The organism is bacterium, from assembly GCA_016708025.1.
In the GTDB taxonomy this organism is placed as follows: domain Bacteria; phylum Zixibacteria; class MSB-5A5; order GN15; family FEB-12; genus FEB-12.
Map to the genome: position 1 here is coordinate 110,834 of JADJGQ010000005.1, position 18,307 is coordinate 129,140.

Annotated in this window: 26 protein-coding genes and 3 tRNA genes; all 29 read right to left on the bottom strand. The window is 55.4% G+C overall.

Features of this window, described 5'->3' with window-relative positions:
• Positions 1–3: 3 nt before the first annotated feature.
• A complete protein-coding gene (locus IPH75_15420) occupies positions 4–420 on the bottom strand; it encodes a hypothetical protein (GenBank protein MBK7143460.1) in 417 nt (138 codons plus the stop codon).
• A 33-nt stretch (positions 421–453) separates the two neighbouring features.
• Positions 454–2,595 (bottom strand): glycoside hydrolase, encoded by a 2,142-nt coding sequence (locus IPH75_15425; GenBank protein MBK7143461.1) that lies wholly within the window; start codon positions 2,593–2,595, stop codon positions 454–456.
• Positions 2,595–3,278 carry a tetratricopeptide repeat protein gene (locus IPH75_15430; protein MBK7143462.1) on the bottom strand — a complete coding sequence of 228 codons (684 nt, stop codon included), beginning with the start codon at positions 3,276–3,278 and terminating at the stop codon, positions 2,595–2,597. The genes IPH75_15425 and IPH75_15430 overlap by 1 nt, the downstream gene beginning before the upstream one ends.
• A 102-nt stretch (positions 3,279–3,380) precedes the next feature.
• On the bottom strand, positions 3,381–4,751 hold the full coding sequence (locus tag IPH75_15435; GenBank protein MBK7143463.1) for an outer membrane protein transport protein: 1,371 nt from the start codon (positions 4,749–4,751) through the stop codon (positions 3,381–3,383).
• Between the two features lie 201 nt (positions 4,752–4,952).
• Positions 4,953–5,026: transfer RNA gene (locus IPH75_15440), tRNA-Arg, on the bottom strand.
• Positions 5,027–5,102: 76 nt separating this feature from the next.
• The gene (locus tag IPH75_15445; protein MBK7143464.1) at positions 5,103–5,627 is read right to left on the bottom strand and encodes an adenine phosphoribosyltransferase; all 525 of its coding nucleotides are present in this window, start codon (positions 5,625–5,627) and stop codon (positions 5,103–5,105) included.
• Positions 5,628–5,633: 6 nt separating this feature from the next.
• Positions 5,634–5,906, bottom strand: a complete 273-nt coding sequence (locus tag IPH75_15450; GenBank protein MBK7143465.1) for an acylphosphatase — start codon at positions 5,904–5,906, stop codon at positions 5,634–5,636.
• Positions 5,903–6,373, bottom strand: a complete 471-nt coding sequence (locus IPH75_15455; GenBank protein MBK7143466.1) for a TIGR00725 family protein — start codon at positions 6,371–6,373, stop codon at positions 5,903–5,905. Before IPH75_15455 ends, IPH75_15450 begins: the two co-directional genes overlap by 4 nt.
• Positions 6,374–6,457: 84 nt before the next feature.
• Positions 6,458–6,530, bottom strand: a tRNA-Pro gene (locus tag IPH75_15460).
• Positions 6,531–6,584: 54 nt separating this feature from the next.
• Positions 6,585–7,364 (bottom strand): 5'/3'-nucleotidase SurE, encoded by a 780-nt coding sequence (surE, locus tag IPH75_15465; protein ID MBK7143467.1) that lies wholly within the window; start codon positions 7,362–7,364, stop codon positions 6,585–6,587.
• 42 nt (positions 7,365–7,406) lie between these two features.
• The gene (locus IPH75_15470) at positions 7,407–8,090 is read right to left on the bottom strand and encodes a glycosyltransferase family 2 protein (protein MBK7143468.1); all 684 of its coding nucleotides are present in this window, start codon (positions 8,088–8,090) and stop codon (positions 7,407–7,409) included.
• A 43-nt stretch (positions 8,091–8,133) separates the two neighbouring features.
• Positions 8,134–8,210: transfer RNA gene (locus IPH75_15475), tRNA-Pro, on the bottom strand.
• A 58-nt stretch (positions 8,211–8,268) separates the two neighbouring features.
• A complete protein-coding gene (locus tag IPH75_15480; GenBank protein ID MBK7143469.1) occupies positions 8,269–8,619 on the bottom strand; it encodes a MerR family transcriptional regulator in 351 nt (116 codons plus the stop codon).
• 17 nt (positions 8,620–8,636) lie between these two features.
• Positions 8,637–9,653, bottom strand: coding sequence for an NAD(P)-dependent glycerol-3-phosphate dehydrogenase (locus IPH75_15485; GenBank protein MBK7143470.1), 1,017 nt, complete (start codon positions 9,651–9,653; stop codon positions 8,637–8,639).
• Between the two features lies 1 nt (position 9,654).
• Positions 9,655–10,290, bottom strand: a complete 636-nt coding sequence (gene plsY / locus IPH75_15490) for a glycerol-3-phosphate 1-O-acyltransferase PlsY (protein ID MBK7143471.1) — start codon at positions 10,288–10,290, stop codon at positions 9,655–9,657.
• A 28-nt stretch (positions 10,291–10,318) separates the two neighbouring features.
• Positions 10,319–10,819: a hypothetical protein gene (locus IPH75_15495; GenBank protein ID MBK7143472.1), complete on the bottom strand. Its 501-nt coding sequence runs from the start codon at positions 10,817–10,819 to the stop codon at positions 10,319–10,321.
• A 198-nt stretch (positions 10,820–11,017) separates the two neighbouring features.
• Positions 11,018–11,545 carry a 50S ribosomal protein L17 gene (rplQ, locus tag IPH75_15500; protein MBK7143473.1) on the bottom strand — a complete coding sequence of 176 codons (528 nt, stop codon included), beginning with the start codon at positions 11,543–11,545 and terminating at the stop codon, positions 11,018–11,020.
• A gap of 15 nt (positions 11,546–11,560) precedes the next feature.
• Positions 11,561–12,544 carry a DNA-directed RNA polymerase subunit alpha gene (locus IPH75_15505; GenBank protein ID MBK7143474.1) on the bottom strand — a complete coding sequence of 328 codons (984 nt, stop codon included), beginning with the start codon at positions 12,542–12,544 and terminating at the stop codon, positions 11,561–11,563.
• A gap of 27 nt (positions 12,545–12,571) precedes the next feature.
• Positions 12,572–13,198, bottom strand: a complete 627-nt coding sequence (rpsD, locus tag IPH75_15510; GenBank protein ID MBK7143475.1) for a 30S ribosomal protein S4 — start codon at positions 13,196–13,198, stop codon at positions 12,572–12,574.
• Between the two features lie 37 nt (positions 13,199–13,235).
• Positions 13,236–13,631: a 30S ribosomal protein S11 gene (rpsK, locus tag IPH75_15515; GenBank protein ID MBK7143476.1), complete on the bottom strand. Its 396-nt coding sequence runs from the start codon at positions 13,629–13,631 to the stop codon at positions 13,236–13,238.
• Positions 13,632–13,658: 27 nt separating this feature from the next.
• Positions 13,659–14,045 carry a 30S ribosomal protein S13 gene (rpsM, locus tag IPH75_15520; GenBank protein MBK7143477.1) on the bottom strand — a complete coding sequence of 129 codons (387 nt, stop codon included), beginning with the start codon at positions 14,043–14,045 and terminating at the stop codon, positions 13,659–13,661.
• 44 nt (positions 14,046–14,089) lie between these two features.
• Positions 14,090–14,206, bottom strand: a complete 117-nt coding sequence (gene rpmJ, locus IPH75_15525) for a 50S ribosomal protein L36 (protein ID MBK7143478.1) — start codon at positions 14,204–14,206, stop codon at positions 14,090–14,092.
• A 23-nt stretch (positions 14,207–14,229) separates the two neighbouring features.
• Positions 14,230–14,448, bottom strand: a complete 219-nt coding sequence (gene infA / locus IPH75_15530; GenBank protein MBK7143479.1) for a translation initiation factor IF-1 — start codon at positions 14,446–14,448, stop codon at positions 14,230–14,232.
• An 8-nt stretch (positions 14,449–14,456) separates the two neighbouring features.
• Positions 14,457–15,203 carry a type I methionyl aminopeptidase gene (gene map / locus IPH75_15535; protein MBK7143480.1) on the bottom strand — a complete coding sequence of 249 codons (747 nt, stop codon included), beginning with the start codon at positions 15,201–15,203 and terminating at the stop codon, positions 14,457–14,459.
• A complete protein-coding gene (locus IPH75_15540; protein ID MBK7143481.1) occupies positions 15,200–15,856 on the bottom strand; it encodes an adenylate kinase in 657 nt (218 codons plus the stop codon). The genes map and IPH75_15540 overlap by 4 nt, the downstream gene beginning before the upstream one ends.
• Before the next feature lie 2 nt (positions 15,857–15,858).
• Positions 15,859–17,169: a preprotein translocase subunit SecY gene (gene secY / locus IPH75_15545; GenBank protein ID MBK7143482.1), complete on the bottom strand. Its 1,311-nt coding sequence runs from the start codon at positions 17,167–17,169 to the stop codon at positions 15,859–15,861.
• Positions 17,169–17,609, bottom strand: coding sequence for a 50S ribosomal protein L15 (gene rplO / locus IPH75_15550; protein ID MBK7143483.1), 441 nt, complete (start codon positions 17,607–17,609; stop codon positions 17,169–17,171). The genes secY and rplO overlap by 1 nt, the downstream gene beginning before the upstream one ends.
• A gap of 14 nt (positions 17,610–17,623) precedes the next feature.
• Positions 17,624–17,806, bottom strand: a complete 183-nt coding sequence (gene rpmD, locus IPH75_15555; protein ID MBK7143484.1) for a 50S ribosomal protein L30 — start codon at positions 17,804–17,806, stop codon at positions 17,624–17,626.
• A gap of 22 nt (positions 17,807–17,828) precedes the next feature.
• Complete coding sequence (rpsE, locus tag IPH75_15560; GenBank protein ID MBK7143485.1) at positions 17,829–18,296, bottom strand: 30S ribosomal protein S5; 468 nt, start codon at positions 18,294–18,296, stop codon at positions 17,829–17,831.
• Positions 18,297–18,307: the final 11 nt, after the last annotated feature.

Genomic DNA, 18,307 nt, shown 5'->3' on the forward strand with positions numbered 1-18,307 from the left:
TCCTCACAATTTTGCTTTGTCGGCGATATCCGAAATGAGCGGGAGGCGAATCCGTTTCCCCTGCATGGCAAAATAGATCCCGGCGGCGGCGAGGGCACCGGCGCCGATCAGGACCGCTTTAAACACGAACTTGGCCAGATCATCGATCAACAAAACTACCGCCACTAGCTCGATGATAAACAGGATGATCCCCTGACGGGCATGAAAGCGAGCTTCATCGTTCTCCCGCCAGTTGATATTAACGAGCGGGATGAAACAAAGAAACGGGATATACGAAATGATCGCCGCAAGCCGGCTGTCGTCGGTCAGCATCTGCTCGTTTTCAGTCTTCTCCGGAGGGACCTGTTTCGGCAGGCTGGTATCTTCCGGTGGGACTTCAGCGGATTGGTCGGTTTGATCGCGAAAGAATGAGTCAGTCATATCGCTCTCCATCGCCATGGGTGGGCGGTTCGCCTAGATCGGCCAGAAAAGTTCTTTGGCCTTTTCCGGGATCTCAATACGCAGTGGTTCATCACCGGTCGGCGCTTCGATCCGTTCATCACCCTGGTAGAGGTAGACGACCAACCCGAGGGTGCCGGCACCCTGGGGCCAGATCAGCGATCGATAGATGGCCACTTCCAACACATCATCCAGCGCGTAGATAAAGCTGCCGGGCTTGTTGGCGCGGAATTCGCCATTCTGGCGTGTTAATTCCAGGGTCAAACGTTCCGGTGTCTGCAGCTCAAGTACGAAGCGTGGTTGCTCCAGTAAGTCTATGCCCATTCGATTGTGGAAGTCAAGGCGAATATAGACGCGATGACGATCGAAGCCGAAATGCAGCGAACTGATATAGCGGGCAGTCTGGTGCATCGAGCCACCAGCTTTAAGACAATCATAGAGTCCGGCGCCGGCCCACTCGTAAAAATCAGTCACCCGACCGTCGATCTCCGGCGTGATGATATTCTCCGGGAGCAACAGCGGCGATGTAGCGATGCCGCGGATGATCGGCTGCATGAGGGCGCGTGGAACTTCGAGCTGGAGGTATTCAAAAACAGCCGCAAGATGACGGCGATAGGTGCGGTCGAACTGTTCGCGGAATTCCGAGCGGTGATCATCGCCGTACCACCAGCACCAGTCGGATCCCTCGGCAATATAGATCTGCTGCCAGGCGGCGGCGATGCGTGCTGGATCATAGGCCGGATGCGCTTGCTCAAACTTCACCAGCGTATCGCGGGTCTGGGTGAGCAGATCCCACGCCCGGTTGTCTTCGTCATGACCGATCCAAATGCGGAAATTGTGATTGATCCACGAGCCGGCAAAGATCGAACGGAGCGGCTTGGGTGGGATCGTGCGGGCCGCTTCGGTCATAGTGACCGTTTCGATATAAGGATCATCCTGCAGTGCCCGATAGAACTGACTCAGGAATTCATACGCATCATCCGGGAAATATTCCCAGGCGTTTTCACCATCAAGAATCACCGGCACCACTGTTTCGGCCAATCGCGGTTGATTGATCTTGCGGATCTGATGGAGGTGTGAGATGAAGTCCTGCACCGCTTTCTCGGGTGACCAGCTCGAATAAACGAAGCCGATCCGATCAGAAAGGCCGTGGTCACGGAAGAACATTTTGAGGCCGGGGCCAAATTCGTGCACTGCATGAATTGGGCTGTGCGCACGATCCTGGTGCGACTTCAACACCGAATGGTAGAGCACTTCTTCGTCGGTAGCAGTCCAACTGATACCGTGCTTCATCATCAGACGCAATGCGTCCTCGGAGACGGAACCCTCGGATGGCCACATGCCGACCATTTTGCGGTCGAATAATTTCTCATACAATTCGGCGGAAAGTCTGATCTGAGTCTCAGCGTCTTCGGGATGCTGGAATCGCTTCTCCGGGAGCTTGATGCCGGGCATCGACTCAACAGCAACATCGGTGTCGCACAAGAGCGGGAGGATCGGATGATAATAGGGAGTGAAGGAAATGTCGATCTTTCCTTCTTCTAGCAACTGCCGATAGGTCGGCAGGATGCGCCCCATTAGCGTGATCTGCCAGGCCAGGAAATTATTCTTCTCTTCCTCGGTGAACTGCTTCCCTTTCGCGAGGAGCGATTTGATGAGCGGGTCGGTGCGGAACATTGGATCGACCCAGGCGAGATTGGACCAGACCTGCAGATCGCGAATCTCGGCGGATGAAAAAACGGAGGCGATCACTCCTTTGTTGCCATCCCCTTGTTTCGCCTTGTTGTACAGCTCCCAATAGCGCGGGAACGGCTTGATCATCATAGCCGGATTGGCGCTGAAGAAGGTCTCGAGCAACTCGATTTTGAGCTGCGGCGGGAGGTCTTCCGCGTGCATGCGGGAGAGTTCCAGATGGCGATCGGTCGCCCCGGCGAGATACATCTGAATCTGGTCGATGAGCGAAGGAACGAGATTGAAGGTCACCTTGACCTGCTCAAAAGAGCCGGCCAGGAGAGGCATATCAAGATAGTCTTTGAGCGCATGAAGGCGAACCCACGGCATCGAGAGCCGATTGGAATTGGGTTCGCGGTAATTGGGCTGATGCATGTGCCATAGGATGGCGACCTTGAGAGGCTGGTCTTTCCGTATGGTCGGCATTATGACCCGCTGGCGGTTGGATCCTTTTCTGCGTGATAGCGGAGCGCCCGCGTTTCGAGAGAAGTTCCCGGCCAGTCGCTCCTGATCTGATCAAGGTTAGCCTGAGCTTTGGCCTTGTCGCCGTTCTGCAGGTTGCAGCGCATGGCGCCAAAAAGGTATTCGGCCGCGGATGGCCCGGTTTTGTCGGCGTCCACTGCTTCAGCATACTTGACCGCTGCCTGATCGAACTGCCCCTGGTTTTCGTAGCAGGTCGCAATACCGCCAAGCGCGGCAGATTTCATGAACGGGTCATCGCTGTATTTGGTGAGGAACTGCTCCCAATAGCGGATCGCTTCGGGGTAGTTTTTGGTGTCAAAATTGACTTTGCCGAGGAGGTACATCGCCTGGCGGGCGGTAGCGCCGCCGGCTTCATCGGCGATCTGCGTCAGCGACATGATGGCCACCTGCGTATTACCGCTGCGGAAATCCATCTGGGCGGTCGCCAGTTTTTCGGCGACTTCCAGATTCGCCGTCGTTCGGCTTGAGAAGTAGTAAACAGAAGCCGCAACGATCAGGACCACGGCGGCGACGCCGATGGCGGCATATTGCCAGTTCTCCGTAAGCTGATCCTTGGCGGTCAGCATGAAGGTGGCGAATTTATCTTCTTTGATCTCTCGTTTAGTCAGTTTGACTTTGCCGTGCATGTCCTCTCCAGATCGAAATAAATGCTACTTGGTATATCGAATAACGCCGCCCGAGACTTAACCCGAGCGGCGGGCAATTTCTCTACAGAGACCTCTTGCGGCCTAAAAATAGCCGGTAAAGGTCAAATTCAGACGGTGGGCGCGATTGTAGACCGTTCCCTTTTCCAGGAGCCCATTGTACACGGTCTCAGTTTTCTGATCGTAGGTAGTGTAAACATACGACAGGTCGAGCCAGATCTGACTCCAGCGAACGCCGGTACCGGCCGTCAACTGATACATGGTCATTTTTTCCGTGGAGCTGTCCACCATCAGCTGCGGGGTGGGGAGCGGCACATACGCCACACCAGCGCGGAGCGGGACGATCGGGAAGATCGAGCTATTGAGCTTCAAGAGATATTCCGTGCCTGTCCGGACTACAAAGCAGTCGTAGAACATGGGATCGATCTCGGTGAAGATCTCTTCATTGTTTCCGCCAGAGCCGATCTTGATCGAGGTGCGGACTTTGGCTTTGGTACTGGCATAGCCACGATACTCAGCATCGAGAGCAAGCAGCCAGTTTTCGGACATCTGGTAACCGAAGCCAACGCCGAAGATCCACGGGATATTGTACTTGGTCAACTGATCATCGAGGTACAGGGTGTTACCAGACTTGAGCTGGCCATTGTACCAGATGGAGTCGGAAAGTTTGCGGTCGGCCATCGTTTTCAGGGAGAATCCGGTACGAACGACAGCGCCGATAGAAAGTTTGTCTTTCTTGTATTTTCCGGCCAAAGTGAAATTGACGCCGGAGAAAGAGGTGGAATCGAGAATTGCCTGGGAGGAGTCACGATCCACTTCCTGGAGGAGGCGATCGATCGCTTCGTACTCGTAGCTCGCCTGATCGATCCGGTTACGCAGAACCGATTTTCCGGTGTAGACATTGAGCGAAACGCCGATATCGATCTTTTCGCTGACCGGAGTACCAAATCCGAAATTGATCACATACGGATTGGCGTGATACTCGGTGGAACCGAGCGCCTGATATTTGTATGTCTCGGTAGGCAACACATCATGCGCCCGATTGGTGTCTCTCTGCTCAAAGTAACCATAGAGGAAATCTTCTGAAGTCTGAGAGTAGGACGCGGCCAGCACGAACTGGTGCCCGCGAATGCGGACTGGCGAGACAAAGGCCAAGTAGGCGAAGTTGCCGAAGCTTTCGTTCACCTTGAATTCAGTGCCGTTAGCGCCAGCCTCCTGGAATGTGCCATGCGGTTTGGCGGTCACATACGAGAAGCCGAGAATTGGCTTGTCGTGCGAGACCAGACCGGCCGGGTTCCAGGTAATCGAGGACGCATCATCAGCAATCCCAAAATAGGCTCTGCCCATTCCTTCGGCTCGTGCGCCGGCTCCGGTGAAATCGAACGTGATTTGCGCCGATGCCAGACCGGTCATTGCAACCAACAGCAGACACGAGTACAGCCACAACCGTTTCATTCAAAGAACTCCTTATCCCAACAGAATCATTCGTTTCCCAGACAAGACGCAGAGGCCGCTGGAAATAATCAAAGAATATATGGCTGCCGGAAAGGGCTGTCAAACGATTTCGTGGTGAATTTCCGGGGCTATCTTGTTCAGGGGAAATATGTTGGGGAGGGTTGAGCGACCTCGGAGCTGACTCCGTGCCATGAAACAATATACCCCCGGCAGGAGTCGAACCTGCGACCATTGGCTTAGGACGCCACAGCTCTATCCAACTGAGCTACGGGGGCATCTCACCCAGTGCAGAGCGACCCTGCACCATCGTGGATCACAAGGTAGTACTCGGTAACGCGCGACGCAAGCGCTCTATTCCGAGTCGTAAGAGATCAGGTAGTTAAGATCGTAGTTGGCCAATTTCCCTCGGTATGGGAGAAACGTGAGGCCGATCACGGACGAGATCCCGACCACCTCTCCCCCGAGTCGCTCGACCAATTTGCAGGCGGCGAGCAGTGTACCACCGGTTGCAACCAAGTCATCTATGATGACGACTCTATCTCCGGCTGTAATTGTATCAGAATGAATCTGAATCTTATCTGTCCCGTATTCCAGATCGTACTCTTCGGTGATCGTGGTGTAAGGGAGTTTCCCAGGTTTGCGACAGGGGATCAGCGGGAGTTTCAGTCGGTCCGCCAGAGCCGCTCCGAAAACAAAACCGCGTGCTTCAATGGCAACCAGTTTGTTGGGCGTGCGTGAACGGATGTATTTCTCCATACCATCAAGCGCAAGATCAAACCCTGCCGGGTCCTGAAAGAGCGTGGTGATGTCGTAGAAATTGATCCCCGGTTTGGGGAAATCAGGTACTTCGCGAATATACTTTTTGATCTGTTCCATGGTGCATTAATGAGTGATGTAAAAGGATTGAAATTTCCCGGTAAACGGTTTCCAGGAGACACTGATCGAGTCAACTTCGGCATGCGAAGGTCCGTGGCGCAATTGCTCGATGAACTGCTCTATTAACGTACGATCTCCCTCGACAGTCAGCAGAACCGAACCATCGTCCTGATTCCCCACCGTGCCGGTCAGGCCAAGTACAGAGGCGCGGGTCTGGCAGAAATATCTGTATCCTACGCCCTGGACTCTCCCTGTGACTCTCAGTTCCGCGCCATTCATGCGAACCGTTTGGCGGCAAGCTCCATCGCCAACTCAACTGCTTCGAGCGGATTTTCCACCTGATGTACATCTGCACCCAACACCCAGGAGGAGACAGAAACGACGGGGATACCGGCCATCAGGGCATAAGCGATCTCGGAGAGAGTACCGTACTTTCCGGGCAAGGCAATGACAGCATCGGCGGCACGCGCGACCAGAATATTGCGGGCATCACCCAGGCCGGTTGGAATGACGAGATCAATGAACTGGTTGGCATCAGATTTATTCATGGATGGGAGGATACCGACAGTCACGCCACCGGCTTCTTTGGCACCTCGCGCGGCGGCTTCCATCACGCCACCCAACCCACCACAGATGACCACACCTTTGTTTTGGGCGATCGTCTTGCCGATGAGGGCTGCGATCTCGGCGGTTTCGGCAGTGCATTCGTTTTGGCCAACGACAGCGATAGTCAGTTTTCTACGCATCTGGTTAGTAGCCAACCTTCTCTGGAGATGACGCTTGCTGGTTTCGGGGAGTGCATAGTCGAGTGGTCATTTCGCTGGATTAAATCGGGGCGACTGGATTTGAACCAGCGACCTCTTAGTCCCGAACCAAGCGCGCTACCAACTGCGCTACGCCCCGTTTATCACCGAAATGAGGTTTCAGTATAGGGAATCGTCCAAACTTGTCAACTGTTTATTCAGACCTCTTTGGAGAGGGCCTTTTGTTTGCCGCAGAGAGCCTTCCGAGGGTCGGCAGATCGGTAAAATCAAGCTTCATTGGGGTCACGGAGACCACTCCACGATGAATCGCCTCAAAATCGGAGCCAGGAATCATTTTCCACTGTGGCTTCCCCCCTATCCAGTAGTATGGCTTGCCGCGCGGATCGGTTTTGTGAACCACGATATCACGGTAGGTCCGGAAGCCCTGGCGGGTGAATTCGTAGCTTCGGTACGGTTTTCCGTTATCCCGAGGGAAATTGATATTGAGGAAAGTCGACGGATCGATCTTCAGTTTCTCGTACTCCTTAAGAAATCGGGCGACAAAATTGGCCGCGCGAACCATTGGAGTCCCCGGTTCCCAGCCGAACATGGAGACGGCAATTGACGGAATGCGCAGAATCGCCCCTTCGATCGCGGCGGCGGCGGTCCCGGAGTATGTGATATCATCCCCCATATTGCCACCATGGTTGATCCCGGAAACGATCATATCCGGGCGAGATTTCTTGAAGAGAAGATGGATCGCCAGCATGACGCAATCAGTCGGGGTGCCATCGGTATGATACCGGCGAGCATCGAGGCGTTGCACGCGAAGCGGATGGTTGAGCGTCAGTGAATGCGAGCTGGCTGACTGCTCACGATCGGGAGCAACCAGGAAAACATCGTATTGCCGCGAGAGGACCGCATAGAGTGCGCGGATTCCGGCGGAAGCATACCCATCATCATTGGTCAGAAGAATTCGTTTTTTTTCCGGCATGGCGGCAGTTTAGGGAGGTCGGGAGGGAAAAGCAAGCCGGAATCAGGCCCAGATCCGTTTCCAGATCTGGCGTATGAAGCGCATGGTGTCTTTGAAGGGATTGATGAACGAATGTGAGCCTTCGTAAATGGTAGAGATCGGGACTTCGGCGATCTCACAACCGAGCGCTCCGGCCTTGAATAGCATCTCGGACTCCAAATCGTACTTGATAGTATTTAGCGGCATCGCGCAGAGAACCGAGACTGGAATCAGGCGGAATCCAGATTGCGAATCCCTTACTCGTTGAGTGGAGAATACGGAGATAATCAGAGAGGTAAGATTATTGGTAAGCCATCGATCAAACGGCATGATGGAACGGTCAATGGACCGTGTCCCCATGATCAGACGCTGACCATTGTCGAGCGCGAAAAATCGCGGGATCTCTTCCGGGAGATGCTGCAGGTCGGCATCTATTGTCAGTACTGAGCGGTACCGATGTTTAACGGCGTAGTCAAAGCCGGCTTTGAGGGCGGCACCCTTCCCCTTATTCTGTGGGAAAGAGATGTAGTTGACTCCGGTTTCCTTGAGGATTGAAAGGGAGTTGTCGGTGGAACCATCATTAACAACCAGGAGATTCTCATCGCAAACAAACTGGCGGCATCGTCTGATCAGGTCAGGGAGATATTTAGCCGCGTTGTAGGCCGGGACAAGAACGAGCGTTGAGATTTCTGCTTGTGGCGAGGTCATAGCTTCTGCTTATACCGACGGCCAAAGAGAGGTGATGAAAAAATGGTCGGAGCGAGCCGATTCGAACGGCCGACCTCTCGCACCCCAAGCGAGTGCGCTAACCAACTGCGCTACGCTCCGACGTGATGAACCGCTATCCGGTTACGGGGAGTTCAAGGTAGCCAAAAGGGGCCAAAACTCAAGGGAAAAATTTCAGTAACTCTCCCAACTCCTTGCGAATCTTGCCAATGAGCGAGCGGGTTCTGGCCTGTTGTTCGATATCGGTCCGTTCCTCGTTGCCACGCCTGAGCAACAGCTTGTTTCGGGCACCGGCAATGGTCAGCTTCTCTTTGGTCCGGAGATATCGGATCTGGTTGATGATCTCGATATCTTTGGTGGTATAGAGGCGGCTTCCTCCCCGGTTTTTGCGCGGGTGGAGCTGCGGAAACTCCTTTTCCCAGTAGCGAAGGACATAGGCCTCCAGGCCGGTCATTTTGGAGACCTCGCTAATGGTGTAATAGAGTTTTTCGGTGCTTTCTTGTTTCTGCATCTTACCTGCACCTCGTGTCAGTCGGGCTGTCGCCAGACCTCAGCTTTGAGTGATCGTCCCATCAGTTGTTCGATAGCCTCGAGCGGCGGTTTGCCATCGAAGAGCACCCGAAAGACCTCGGTTGTGATCGGCATTTCGACGCCACAGTGTCGGGCGAGACTGTAGGCGGAACGAGTCGTTTCCACACCCTCCGCGACCATGCTCATAGTCAGCAGGATCTCATGCAGTTTTTTGCCGGTTCCGATCTGTTCTCCCACCCAGCGGTTGCGGCTGTGTCGGGAACAGCAGGTGGTGACCAAGTCGCCAAGTCCGGAGAGTCCGGCGAACGTCTCCGGTTTTGCCCCGAGAGTAACTCCGAGCCGGGTCATTTCAGCCAGGCCGCGCGTGATCAGCGCCCCTTTGGTGTTGTCACCGAAGCCGAGGCCGTCAACAATCCCGGCCGCGATCGCGATGACGTTTTTGAGCGATCCGCCGAGTTCAACCCCCAAAAGATCGGAGCTTCGATAGACGCGAAAAACCAGATTACTGAATATTTCCTGGACTCGCCCAATGAGCGGGTCGGAGGAACCGGCAACCACCACGGTGGTCGGCATATCAAGCGCGACCTCTTCGGCATGTGATGGTCCGGAGAGCGTGCAAATACGATCGAGGGAGAGTTGCGTCTCCTCATAGACGACCTCAGACATTCGCTTGAGCGAACCGGTCTCTATTCCTTTGGCCAGATTGACGACGCCAATTCGCGGACGAAGGCGACTGCCCAATTCCCGCAATACTGCGCGGAGATGTTGTGCCGGGACAGCCAGGACCACGAGATCACAATCTTCGATCGCCGCCTGCAGGTCGTTGGATATCTCTATGGTCTGAGCAAGATGCAGTCGCGGCAATTTGGTGGGATCACCGCGTTCCTGCAGGAGTCGATAGTATTCTCGCGGATCGTAGGCCCAGAGGAGAACGTCGCGGCCATTCAGGTCGAGCAATCGAGCGATCGCCATTCCCCAGGATCCGGCCCCCAGAATAGTGATCCGTTCGGCCATGCTAACCTCTCCCCTTCGATGACAGGCTGAACTTGCTTTCGGTCCCCTCAATGAGTCGTCGAATGTTGGTTCGGTGAGTCAGGATGATCGCCAGTGCAAGCAGGATAGTCAGGCCGATGTATACGAAGCTGATCTCTCTCACGAGTGCAAGTCGCTCGATGAGCGCTACGGTGACCAACGTCAGCGACGCGATGATCGAGCCAAGAGAGATATAGCGAGTCAAGGAAACCACGATTACAAATACTCCAAGCGAAATGAGAACTTCGACCGGCATAAGCACCAGCATCACGCCGAGGCCGGTATTAACCCCTTTCCCGCCTTTGAAGCGCAGGTAGGGGGAAAAGATATGTCCCAAAACAACCAACAGTGCCGCCAGCACGAGATACCAGTCGCGTGGCATGGCGGATTGATCTATCAAGCGGGCGATCAGGACCGCCACCACACCCTTGCCGATATCGAGCAGGTAGACCCAGAGCGCGGCTTTGGCACCGGCCACGCGCCAGACATTGGTGGCACCGATATTACCGGAACCCTGAGCGCGGAGGTCGCGAATGCCATAAGCTTTCGCGACCAGCAATCCAAACGGAATTCCGCCGATCAGGAATGCGAGCGCCAGAACAGCTATCGCCGTGATCATAAGCGCGAGCGATCACCTCTGGTCAAGGTCAGTCACCGTCCGAGCTATCAGTCAACGTCTCGGCGGGAAGCGCGATCGTGTCTGTCCCGTTCGGCAGAGTTGAATCCGTGACCATCTCTTCACTTTTGCCCGGAATCATTTTCAGCGGTTCGAGACTCGGAAAAAGCGTCACCATCGCATCAGAAAGTTTGTACACATCGCTGGCGTCGATCTGTTTGTCGGCCATGGTTCCCTGGAAGATCGGCCCTATCGCAGTGAACTGCTCATCGGTGATCTCGCCGGCATCGAGTTGCACAATGAACTCGTTGGCAAGGGCGTTGAATTTGACGGTATCAATGCCAGCAGGATCTTTGGCCAGCGCCTGTTGGGCATACACGACACCGGTGCGGATCGTCCACTTGAAGACTTTGTCTTTGTTGAAATAACAGACTCCCATAAGCGCGACGAGCAGGACGATGAGAATACCGCCGACGATGAGAGCGATGAAGCAGCCGCGAGGCAATCCGGATTTCTGAGCCGGTTGTTCCATAGTGACCTCAGGTGCATGCGCATGATGTGCCGGGCGATTCCCTATCAGAGCATAAGAGCTTTGATGCCTTGCAGTTCATGCGACAGTTTGATGTTTCGCTGTAAAGCTATATAACAAATGGCGGGAGGTCTGGCAAGTCGGGGATGCACGAAAAAAAACCCCGCCGAAGCGGGGTTTGGGAAAGTCGATTGCGGTTGGCTACTTCGCTTTGGAAGCGGCCTTCTTGGCAGGCTTCTTCGCCGTCTTTTTGGCGGCAGTTGCCTTCTTGCCTTTGGAGCCGGCTTTGGCGCGAGCACGGGAGAGCGCGCCTTTCAGCCCGCCACCCTTCTTCTCGGCCGCTTTGTCCTTCTCCTCCGACTCAATCGGCGGTTTGGCGGTCAGCAGTTCGACCACCGACATCGGGGCGCCATCGCCACGACGCACGCCGAGTTTGATAACCCGGGTGTAGCCGGAATTGCGGTCGGTGAATTGCGGGACGATCTCGGTGAAGAGCTTGGTGTAGACTTCTTTCACTCTGACCGTATCAGCGACCAACCGTTTGGAGGCGAGGGTATTCTTTTTGGCGATCGTGATGAGACGATCAACCACCGGGCGCAGGGCCTTTGCTCTGGCACTGGTTGTTTTGATCATGCGATGCTGAAACAGCGACATCGCCATATTGGACAGCATCGCCTCCCGGTGGGATTTGGTGCGGTTCAGTTTCGCGGTTTTATCCTGATGTCCCATTACTCTTTCACCTGTTTACTTCTTGGCCGGTTCCATGAATCTGGAGATGTCCATGCCGAATGACAGGTTCATCTGCTCCAGCAAGGCGCCGATCTCGTTTAGCGATTTACGACCGAAATTGCGATATTTCAGCATCTCGGCTTCGGACTTGGTGACCAGGTCGGCCATGGTCTGAATGTTCGCGGCCCGCAGACAGTTGGAGGAACGAACGGAAAGCTCCAGTTCATCCACCCGGGTCTTGAGCAGGTTGCGCACGCGCAGTATCTCTTCGTCCTCCTGCGGCATCTCTTCCACCATGACCTGTTCGTCGAGATGGATGAAGAGCTGCAAGTGGTCCTTGAGCAACTTGGCGCCGTAGGAGAGCGCGTCCTCCGGAGTGATGGCGCCGTTGGTATGGAGTTCGAGGATCAAGCGGTCATAGTCGGTCTTCTGTCCAACGCGGGTGTTCTCCACGAAGTACGAGACCTTGGTGACCGGCGAGAACAGCGAATCGATAAAGACAGTGTTGACCGGCGCGTCGGGGCGCTTGTTCATATCGGCGATATGATAGCCACGACCCGGTTCGATATCGAGTTCCATCTCGAAATCGATCGCTTCGGTCAGTTCGCAAATAGGCTGTTCGGGATTGAGGATCTCGACATCGCCGTCTGCCTCGATCATACCGGCGGTCAGTTTGCCAATGGTTTTGGCTCTGAGGCGGACGGTCTTCATCTCTTCGGCATGAAAGCGAACGATAATGCTTTTGACATTGAGCACGATGTGCGTGACATCTTCATAGACGCCAGGGATGGTGGCAAATTCGTGCAGCGCCCCTTTGACGCGAATACCTGTCACCGCAGCTCCCTGAATGGACGAGAGGAGCACCCGGCGAAGGCTGTTGCCCAGGGTCACGCCGTAGCCGCGTTCGAGCGGTTCCACGATAAAGCGCGACATGTTTTCAGTCGACGACGACTGATCGTTGACGACCTCTTTGGGCATGGTCAGCGGTTTCCACTTCATACTATCTTGCTACCTCCTCCGCGGGGATTACTTGGAATACAACTCGACAACGAGCTGCTCATTGGCGGTCAGCGGCACATCCGAGCGCTGCGGGACAGCCAACAGTTCACCTTCCAACGCAGCCTTGTTGAGACGGAGCCAGGCGAATTCGGCGCCGTGACCCAGTTTCAGGGATGCGTGAATCTGCTCGAGATTCTTGGACTTATCCTTAACGCGGATAACTTCCTGAGGTTTCACCTGGTAGGACGGGATATCGACTATTTTACCGTTGACCAGGATATGCCGATGCCGGACGAGTTGGCGTGCCTGCTTGCGCGAGGCGGCGAACCCGAGACGATAGACGATATTGTCCAGGCGGCATTCCAGGAATTGGACCAGGTTTTCGCCGGTAATACCGGTTTTGGCGTCGGCTTTTTCGAAGTAGTTGTGGAATTGCGTTTCGAGCACGCCATAGGTACGGCGGATCTTCTGCTTTTCTCTCAACTGCAAACCATACGCAGAGACTTTCCGACGAGTGTTCTGACCGTGCTGACCGGGGGCGAACTGACGCCGTTCGATCGCGCATTTATCGGTCAGACAGCGCGCGCCTTTAAGAAAGAGCTTTTCTCCTTCGCGGCGGCACAGTCTGCATACAGCTTCATGATAACGAGCCATCTACTCTCCTCTATACTCCAACACTCACACGTTCAGATCAGACGCGGCGGCGCTTGGGGGCGCGGCAGCCGTTGTGCGGGATCGGCGTGACATCCTTGATCAGGGTCACTTCGAGACCGGCAGCCGAGAGCGAACGGATCGCGGCTTCGCGACCGGCGCCCGGGCCTTTGACATGCACTTCGACTCGACGCAAGCCGAGATCCATCGCTTCTTTCGCGGCGGTTGAGGCCGCCATCTGGGCGGCAAACGGCGTGGACTTTTTGGAGCCCTTGAAGCCGACTTTGCCGGCCGTTCCCCACGAGATGGTACGTCCCTGGGAATCAGCCACGGTCACGATGGTATTGTTGAACGTCGCCTTGATAAACGCGATGCCGTTCGACTCAGTGGTACGAACTTTCTTTTTGACGCGTTTTTTGCCTTTTGGTTCAGCCACGGTATATCCTCAGAAACAAGTTAATCATCAAGTCTTGCCGGGGGCCTTCTTCTTCAGGCCGCCCACGGATTTGCGCGGACCCTTACGAGTACGGGCATTGGTTTTGGTGCGCTGGCCGCGCACGGGGAGACCGCGACGATGGCGCAGGCCGCGATAGCAGCCGATATCGATCAGCCGCTTGATGCTCATGTTCACTTCGCCACGCAGGTTTCCCTCGACCGAGTATTCGTTTTCGATCACTCGGCGGAGTTTTGCGACATCATCGTCCGACAGTTTGTTCACACGAACTTCGGGCTTGATGCCGGTTTTCTGCAGGATCTCGGTGGCGGTGAATCGGCCGATCCCATAAATATAGGTCAACCCGATTTCGATCCGTTTGTCTTTCGGTAGATCAACACCGGCAATACGAGCCAATTGACTTTACTCCTCTATGCCTGACAGCATGGTTATCTTCCTGCTTACCCCTGGCGCTGTTTGTGGCTGGGGTTTTTGGTGCAGATCACGCGCAGAACGCCGCGCCGTCTGATGACCTTGCAGTGTTCGCACCGTTTTTTGATCGCCGATCTGACTTTCATTTATTCGATCCTTCTATCGCTGCTCACTTGTACCGGTACGTGATCCGGCCGCGAGTGAGATCATACGGTGACAGCTCCAGCGTGACCTTGTCACCGGGTAATATCTTGATAAAGTGCATTCGCATCTTACCGGAGATATGCGCCAGAACGATGTGACCGTTGTCGAGTTGTACCCGGAACATGGCATTCGGCAAGGGCTCTACCACCTTGCCTTCAACGGTAATCGTTTCTTCTTTGGGCATACTCTCCTTTACGCTTTAGTCAATATTTCGGGGCCATTATCCGTAATGGCGACCGTGTGCTCAAAATGGGCGGAAGGTGCGCCATCGGCAGTGACGATGGTCCATCCGTCCGGCATTGTCTTCACATCATACGTTCCCAAGTTCACCATCGGTTCAATCGCAATGACCATACCGACTTGCAGGACCGGACCCTCGTTGGGCGAACCAAAGTTAGGGACCTGGGGTTCCTCGTGCATTTTGCGGCCAATGCCATGACCGACCAGTTGACGTACCACGCCAAAACCGGCCGCTTCCGCAATCTGCTGGACAGTCGACGAAACTTGCCCTAATCTATTGCCTTTTCTGGCTTTGTCAATAGCAGCCGAAAGTGCTTCTTGAGTCACCTTCATCAGCCGTTTTTTCTCTGCCGAAACCTCGCCAATACCAAATGTACGGGCGGAGTCGCCGTAATAGTTGTTCACGATCGCCCCGATATCGACCGACACGATCTGCCCTTCCTTGATCACCCGTTTCCCCGGGATGCCGTGGACCACCTCACTATCGATGGAGACACAGGCGGAGGCCGGGTAGCCGTGGTAATTCTTGAAGGCCGGAATGGCGCCGTGCGACCGGATGAAGTCCTCGACCAGCATATCGAGCTGTCCGGTGGTGAGACCGGCTTCGATATTCTCCTCGACCATATCCAGCGTCATGGCGGTAATTCTACCGGCCTCACGCATGATGTCGAGTTCTTCTGTCGTCTTCAGCACTATCACCTGGTTCTCTGACCACGTGTCGCTTCCAGAAGGGCGTCAAAGACGGCTTCCGGGGCGATGTCAGCCTTTATTGCGATCAGCAGTCCCTCACGCCGATAGTACTCTTCGATCGGCTGGGTCTGCTTCTTATAAACGTCCAGACGATTGCGAACCACCGACTCTTCATCGTCGGGGCGGCGCTTCAACTGGCTGTTATCCTTGTCACATTTGCCGTCAACTTTAGGCACCTGCAGCGGGTAATTGTATCCGGCGTTGCAGGTCGGGCAATACCAGCGCCCGGAAAGTCGACGAACGATCTCTTCATCGGGGACATCGAACAAGACGGCATGATCGAGACCGATCTCGTGACCGGTCAGCATCTGTTTGAGGGCTTCGGCCTGCGGAATGGTCCGAGGAAAGCCGTCAAAGATGACCCCAGTGTTCAATTCACCCTTATTGATCTTCTCTTCGATCAGCCCGATGATGAGTGCATCCGATACCAGTTCGCCGCGCTTCATGAACCCTTCGGCCTGCTGGCCGAGCGGAGTGCCGTGTTTGACGGCCTCACGAAGCAGGTCACCGGTCGAAAGATGCACCAGTCCCAGACGTGCGGAAAGGCGCGCTGCCTGCGTGCCTTTTCCAGAACCGGGAGGGCCAAGGAAGACCAAATTCATACTTACATCGATCTCCCGCGAATACGACCCTTCTTCATGAAGCCGTCGTAGTGTCGCATCAAGAGATGCGACTCGATCTGCTGGAGAGTATCAAGCGCCACACCAACCACGATCAGAAGGCCGGTGCCGCCGAAGAAATAGTTCACGTTAAACTGGCCGACCAACACCCACGGCAGGACCGCGATCGCGGCGAAAAAGAGCGCGCCGGGGAGCGTGATACGGGTCAGGATCTTTTCGATATAGTCGGCGGTGTTTTTGCCGGGACGAATACCCGGAATATAGCCACCGTTCTTCCGCATATTGTCCGCGATCTCGATCGGGTTAAACACGATCGCCGTGTAGAAATACGCGAAGAAGATAATGATCAATGCATAGATGATCGAGTACCACCAGCCGCCCGGAGCGAGCGAAACGGCGACCAGGTTCTGCAGCCATTCCGTATTCGGGAAGATCTGCGCGACGGTCGACGGCAGGAACATGATCGACTGGGCGAAAATGATCGGGATGACACCGGCGGAGTTGACCGACAGCGGCAAGTGCGTGGTGGCGCCACCATAAACGCGACGACCGATCACCTTGCGGGGATACTGGACCGGGATGCGGCGCTGGGCGCGCGTCATCAGAATGACCGCGGCGATGACACCGATCATCAGGGCGACGACCAGGATCTCAACGAGAATGGAGCGGGTCCCGGAAAGGACGAACTGGGCTTCTTCGACGATCGCATCCGGGAAGCGGGCGATGATGCCGATGAAGATGATCAACGAGATACCGTTGCCGATACCACGTTCCGTGATCTGCTCGCCGAGCCACATGATGAAGATCGTACCGCAGGTGAAAGTCAGGATCGTTAACGGAATGAATCCGGCGGTAGCCATATGGACTGCCGGTACGCCGTTGTAGTTGATACTGGTAATGAAGACCGCCGTCCCGTACGCCTGGAGGGCCGCGATGAGCACGGTCAGGTAACGGGTATACTGGGTGATCTTGCGACGTCCCTCTTCCCCTTCACGCTGCAGGCGCTGCAGGTACGGGACGACCGCACCGAGCAACTGCAACATAATGGAGGCTGAGATGTAGGGCATGATCCCCATGGCGAAAATAGTCGCCTTGGCGAACGCGCCGCCGGCGAACAGATCCAACAGACCAAAAATCGAACCCTGTTGTCCCATGAATGCGGCCAGCACAGAGCCATCCACACCCGGGGTCGGGATATGTCCGCCAACCCGATAGACAACCAGAAGCGCCAGCGTAAAGAAAATGCGCCGGCGCAGCTCTTCTATGCGGAATATCGATCTAAATGTCTCAAACACTACTTGGTTACCTCGGTTTTGCCGCCCGCAGCTTCAATCTTGGTAATAGCCGATTTGGAGAAAGCCGCCGCCTTAACGGTGAGCGGACGATCGATCGAGCCGTTGCCCAGGATCTTGATCGGAGTGTTGATCGTGCGAATGACGCCGGCTTCTTTGAGCGTCTTCACCGAGATCTCTGATCCGGTGCAGCGAGCGAGGTCGGTCAGATTGACGACCTGGAACTCGTCTTTGAAGACGTTAGTGAAGCCGAATTTCGGCAAACGACGATGCAAGGGCATCTGGCCGCCCTCGAAGTAACGTTTATCTTTGTAGCCGGCTCGCGCTCTGGCACCCTTGTGTCCGCGAGCAGAGGTTTTGCCCATGCCGCTGCCGGGGCCGCGTCCGACCCGTTTGCGAGCCTTCTTTGCGCCCGCAGGGGGTCGTAAGGTGTGAAGTTCCATGCGAGGCTTCTCCTTTACTCTATCTCTTCGACCGTCACGAGATGGGTGACGGCGCGAATCATGCCGCGGATCTGCGGAGTGTCATTGTGGATCGCCGTACTGCGCGGACGACCCAAGCCGAGCGCCTTGATCGTACGCTTCTGCGGCTCTTTCTTGTCGATCGTACTTTTGATCTGGGTAACTTTAAGTCTGGCCATGGCTATGCTTTCTCTTTCCACCCTACGCCTGTTCCCGGAATGCCAATTCCTGGTCACGCGTGCGGAGGAGTTTCAGGCCGTTCATGGTCGCTTTCACGACGTTATTTGGGTTGCGGCTGCCGAGCACTTTGGCCAGGATGTCCTGGATCCCGACGGACTCGAGAATCGCGCGAGCCGCGCCGCCGGCGATAACGCCGGTTCCGGCCGAGGCAGGGCGCATGACCACAGTGGTGGCACCGAAGCGGCCATCGATCCGATGCGGGATGGTCCCTTCAACCAGATTGACTTTGACCATGGCGCGGCGTGCAGCATCGGTTCCCTTGCGGATCGCTTCGGAGACTTCCGAGGCTTTTCCCAGGCCGATACCGACTTTGCCGTTGCGGTCACCGACGGCGACGAGCGCCGTAAAGCTGAAGCGACGTCCGCCCTTGACTACTTTAGCCACGCGGTTGACGCTGACAACTTTCTCCTCGAGATCGGAGTTTTCCATTTCAAACTTCG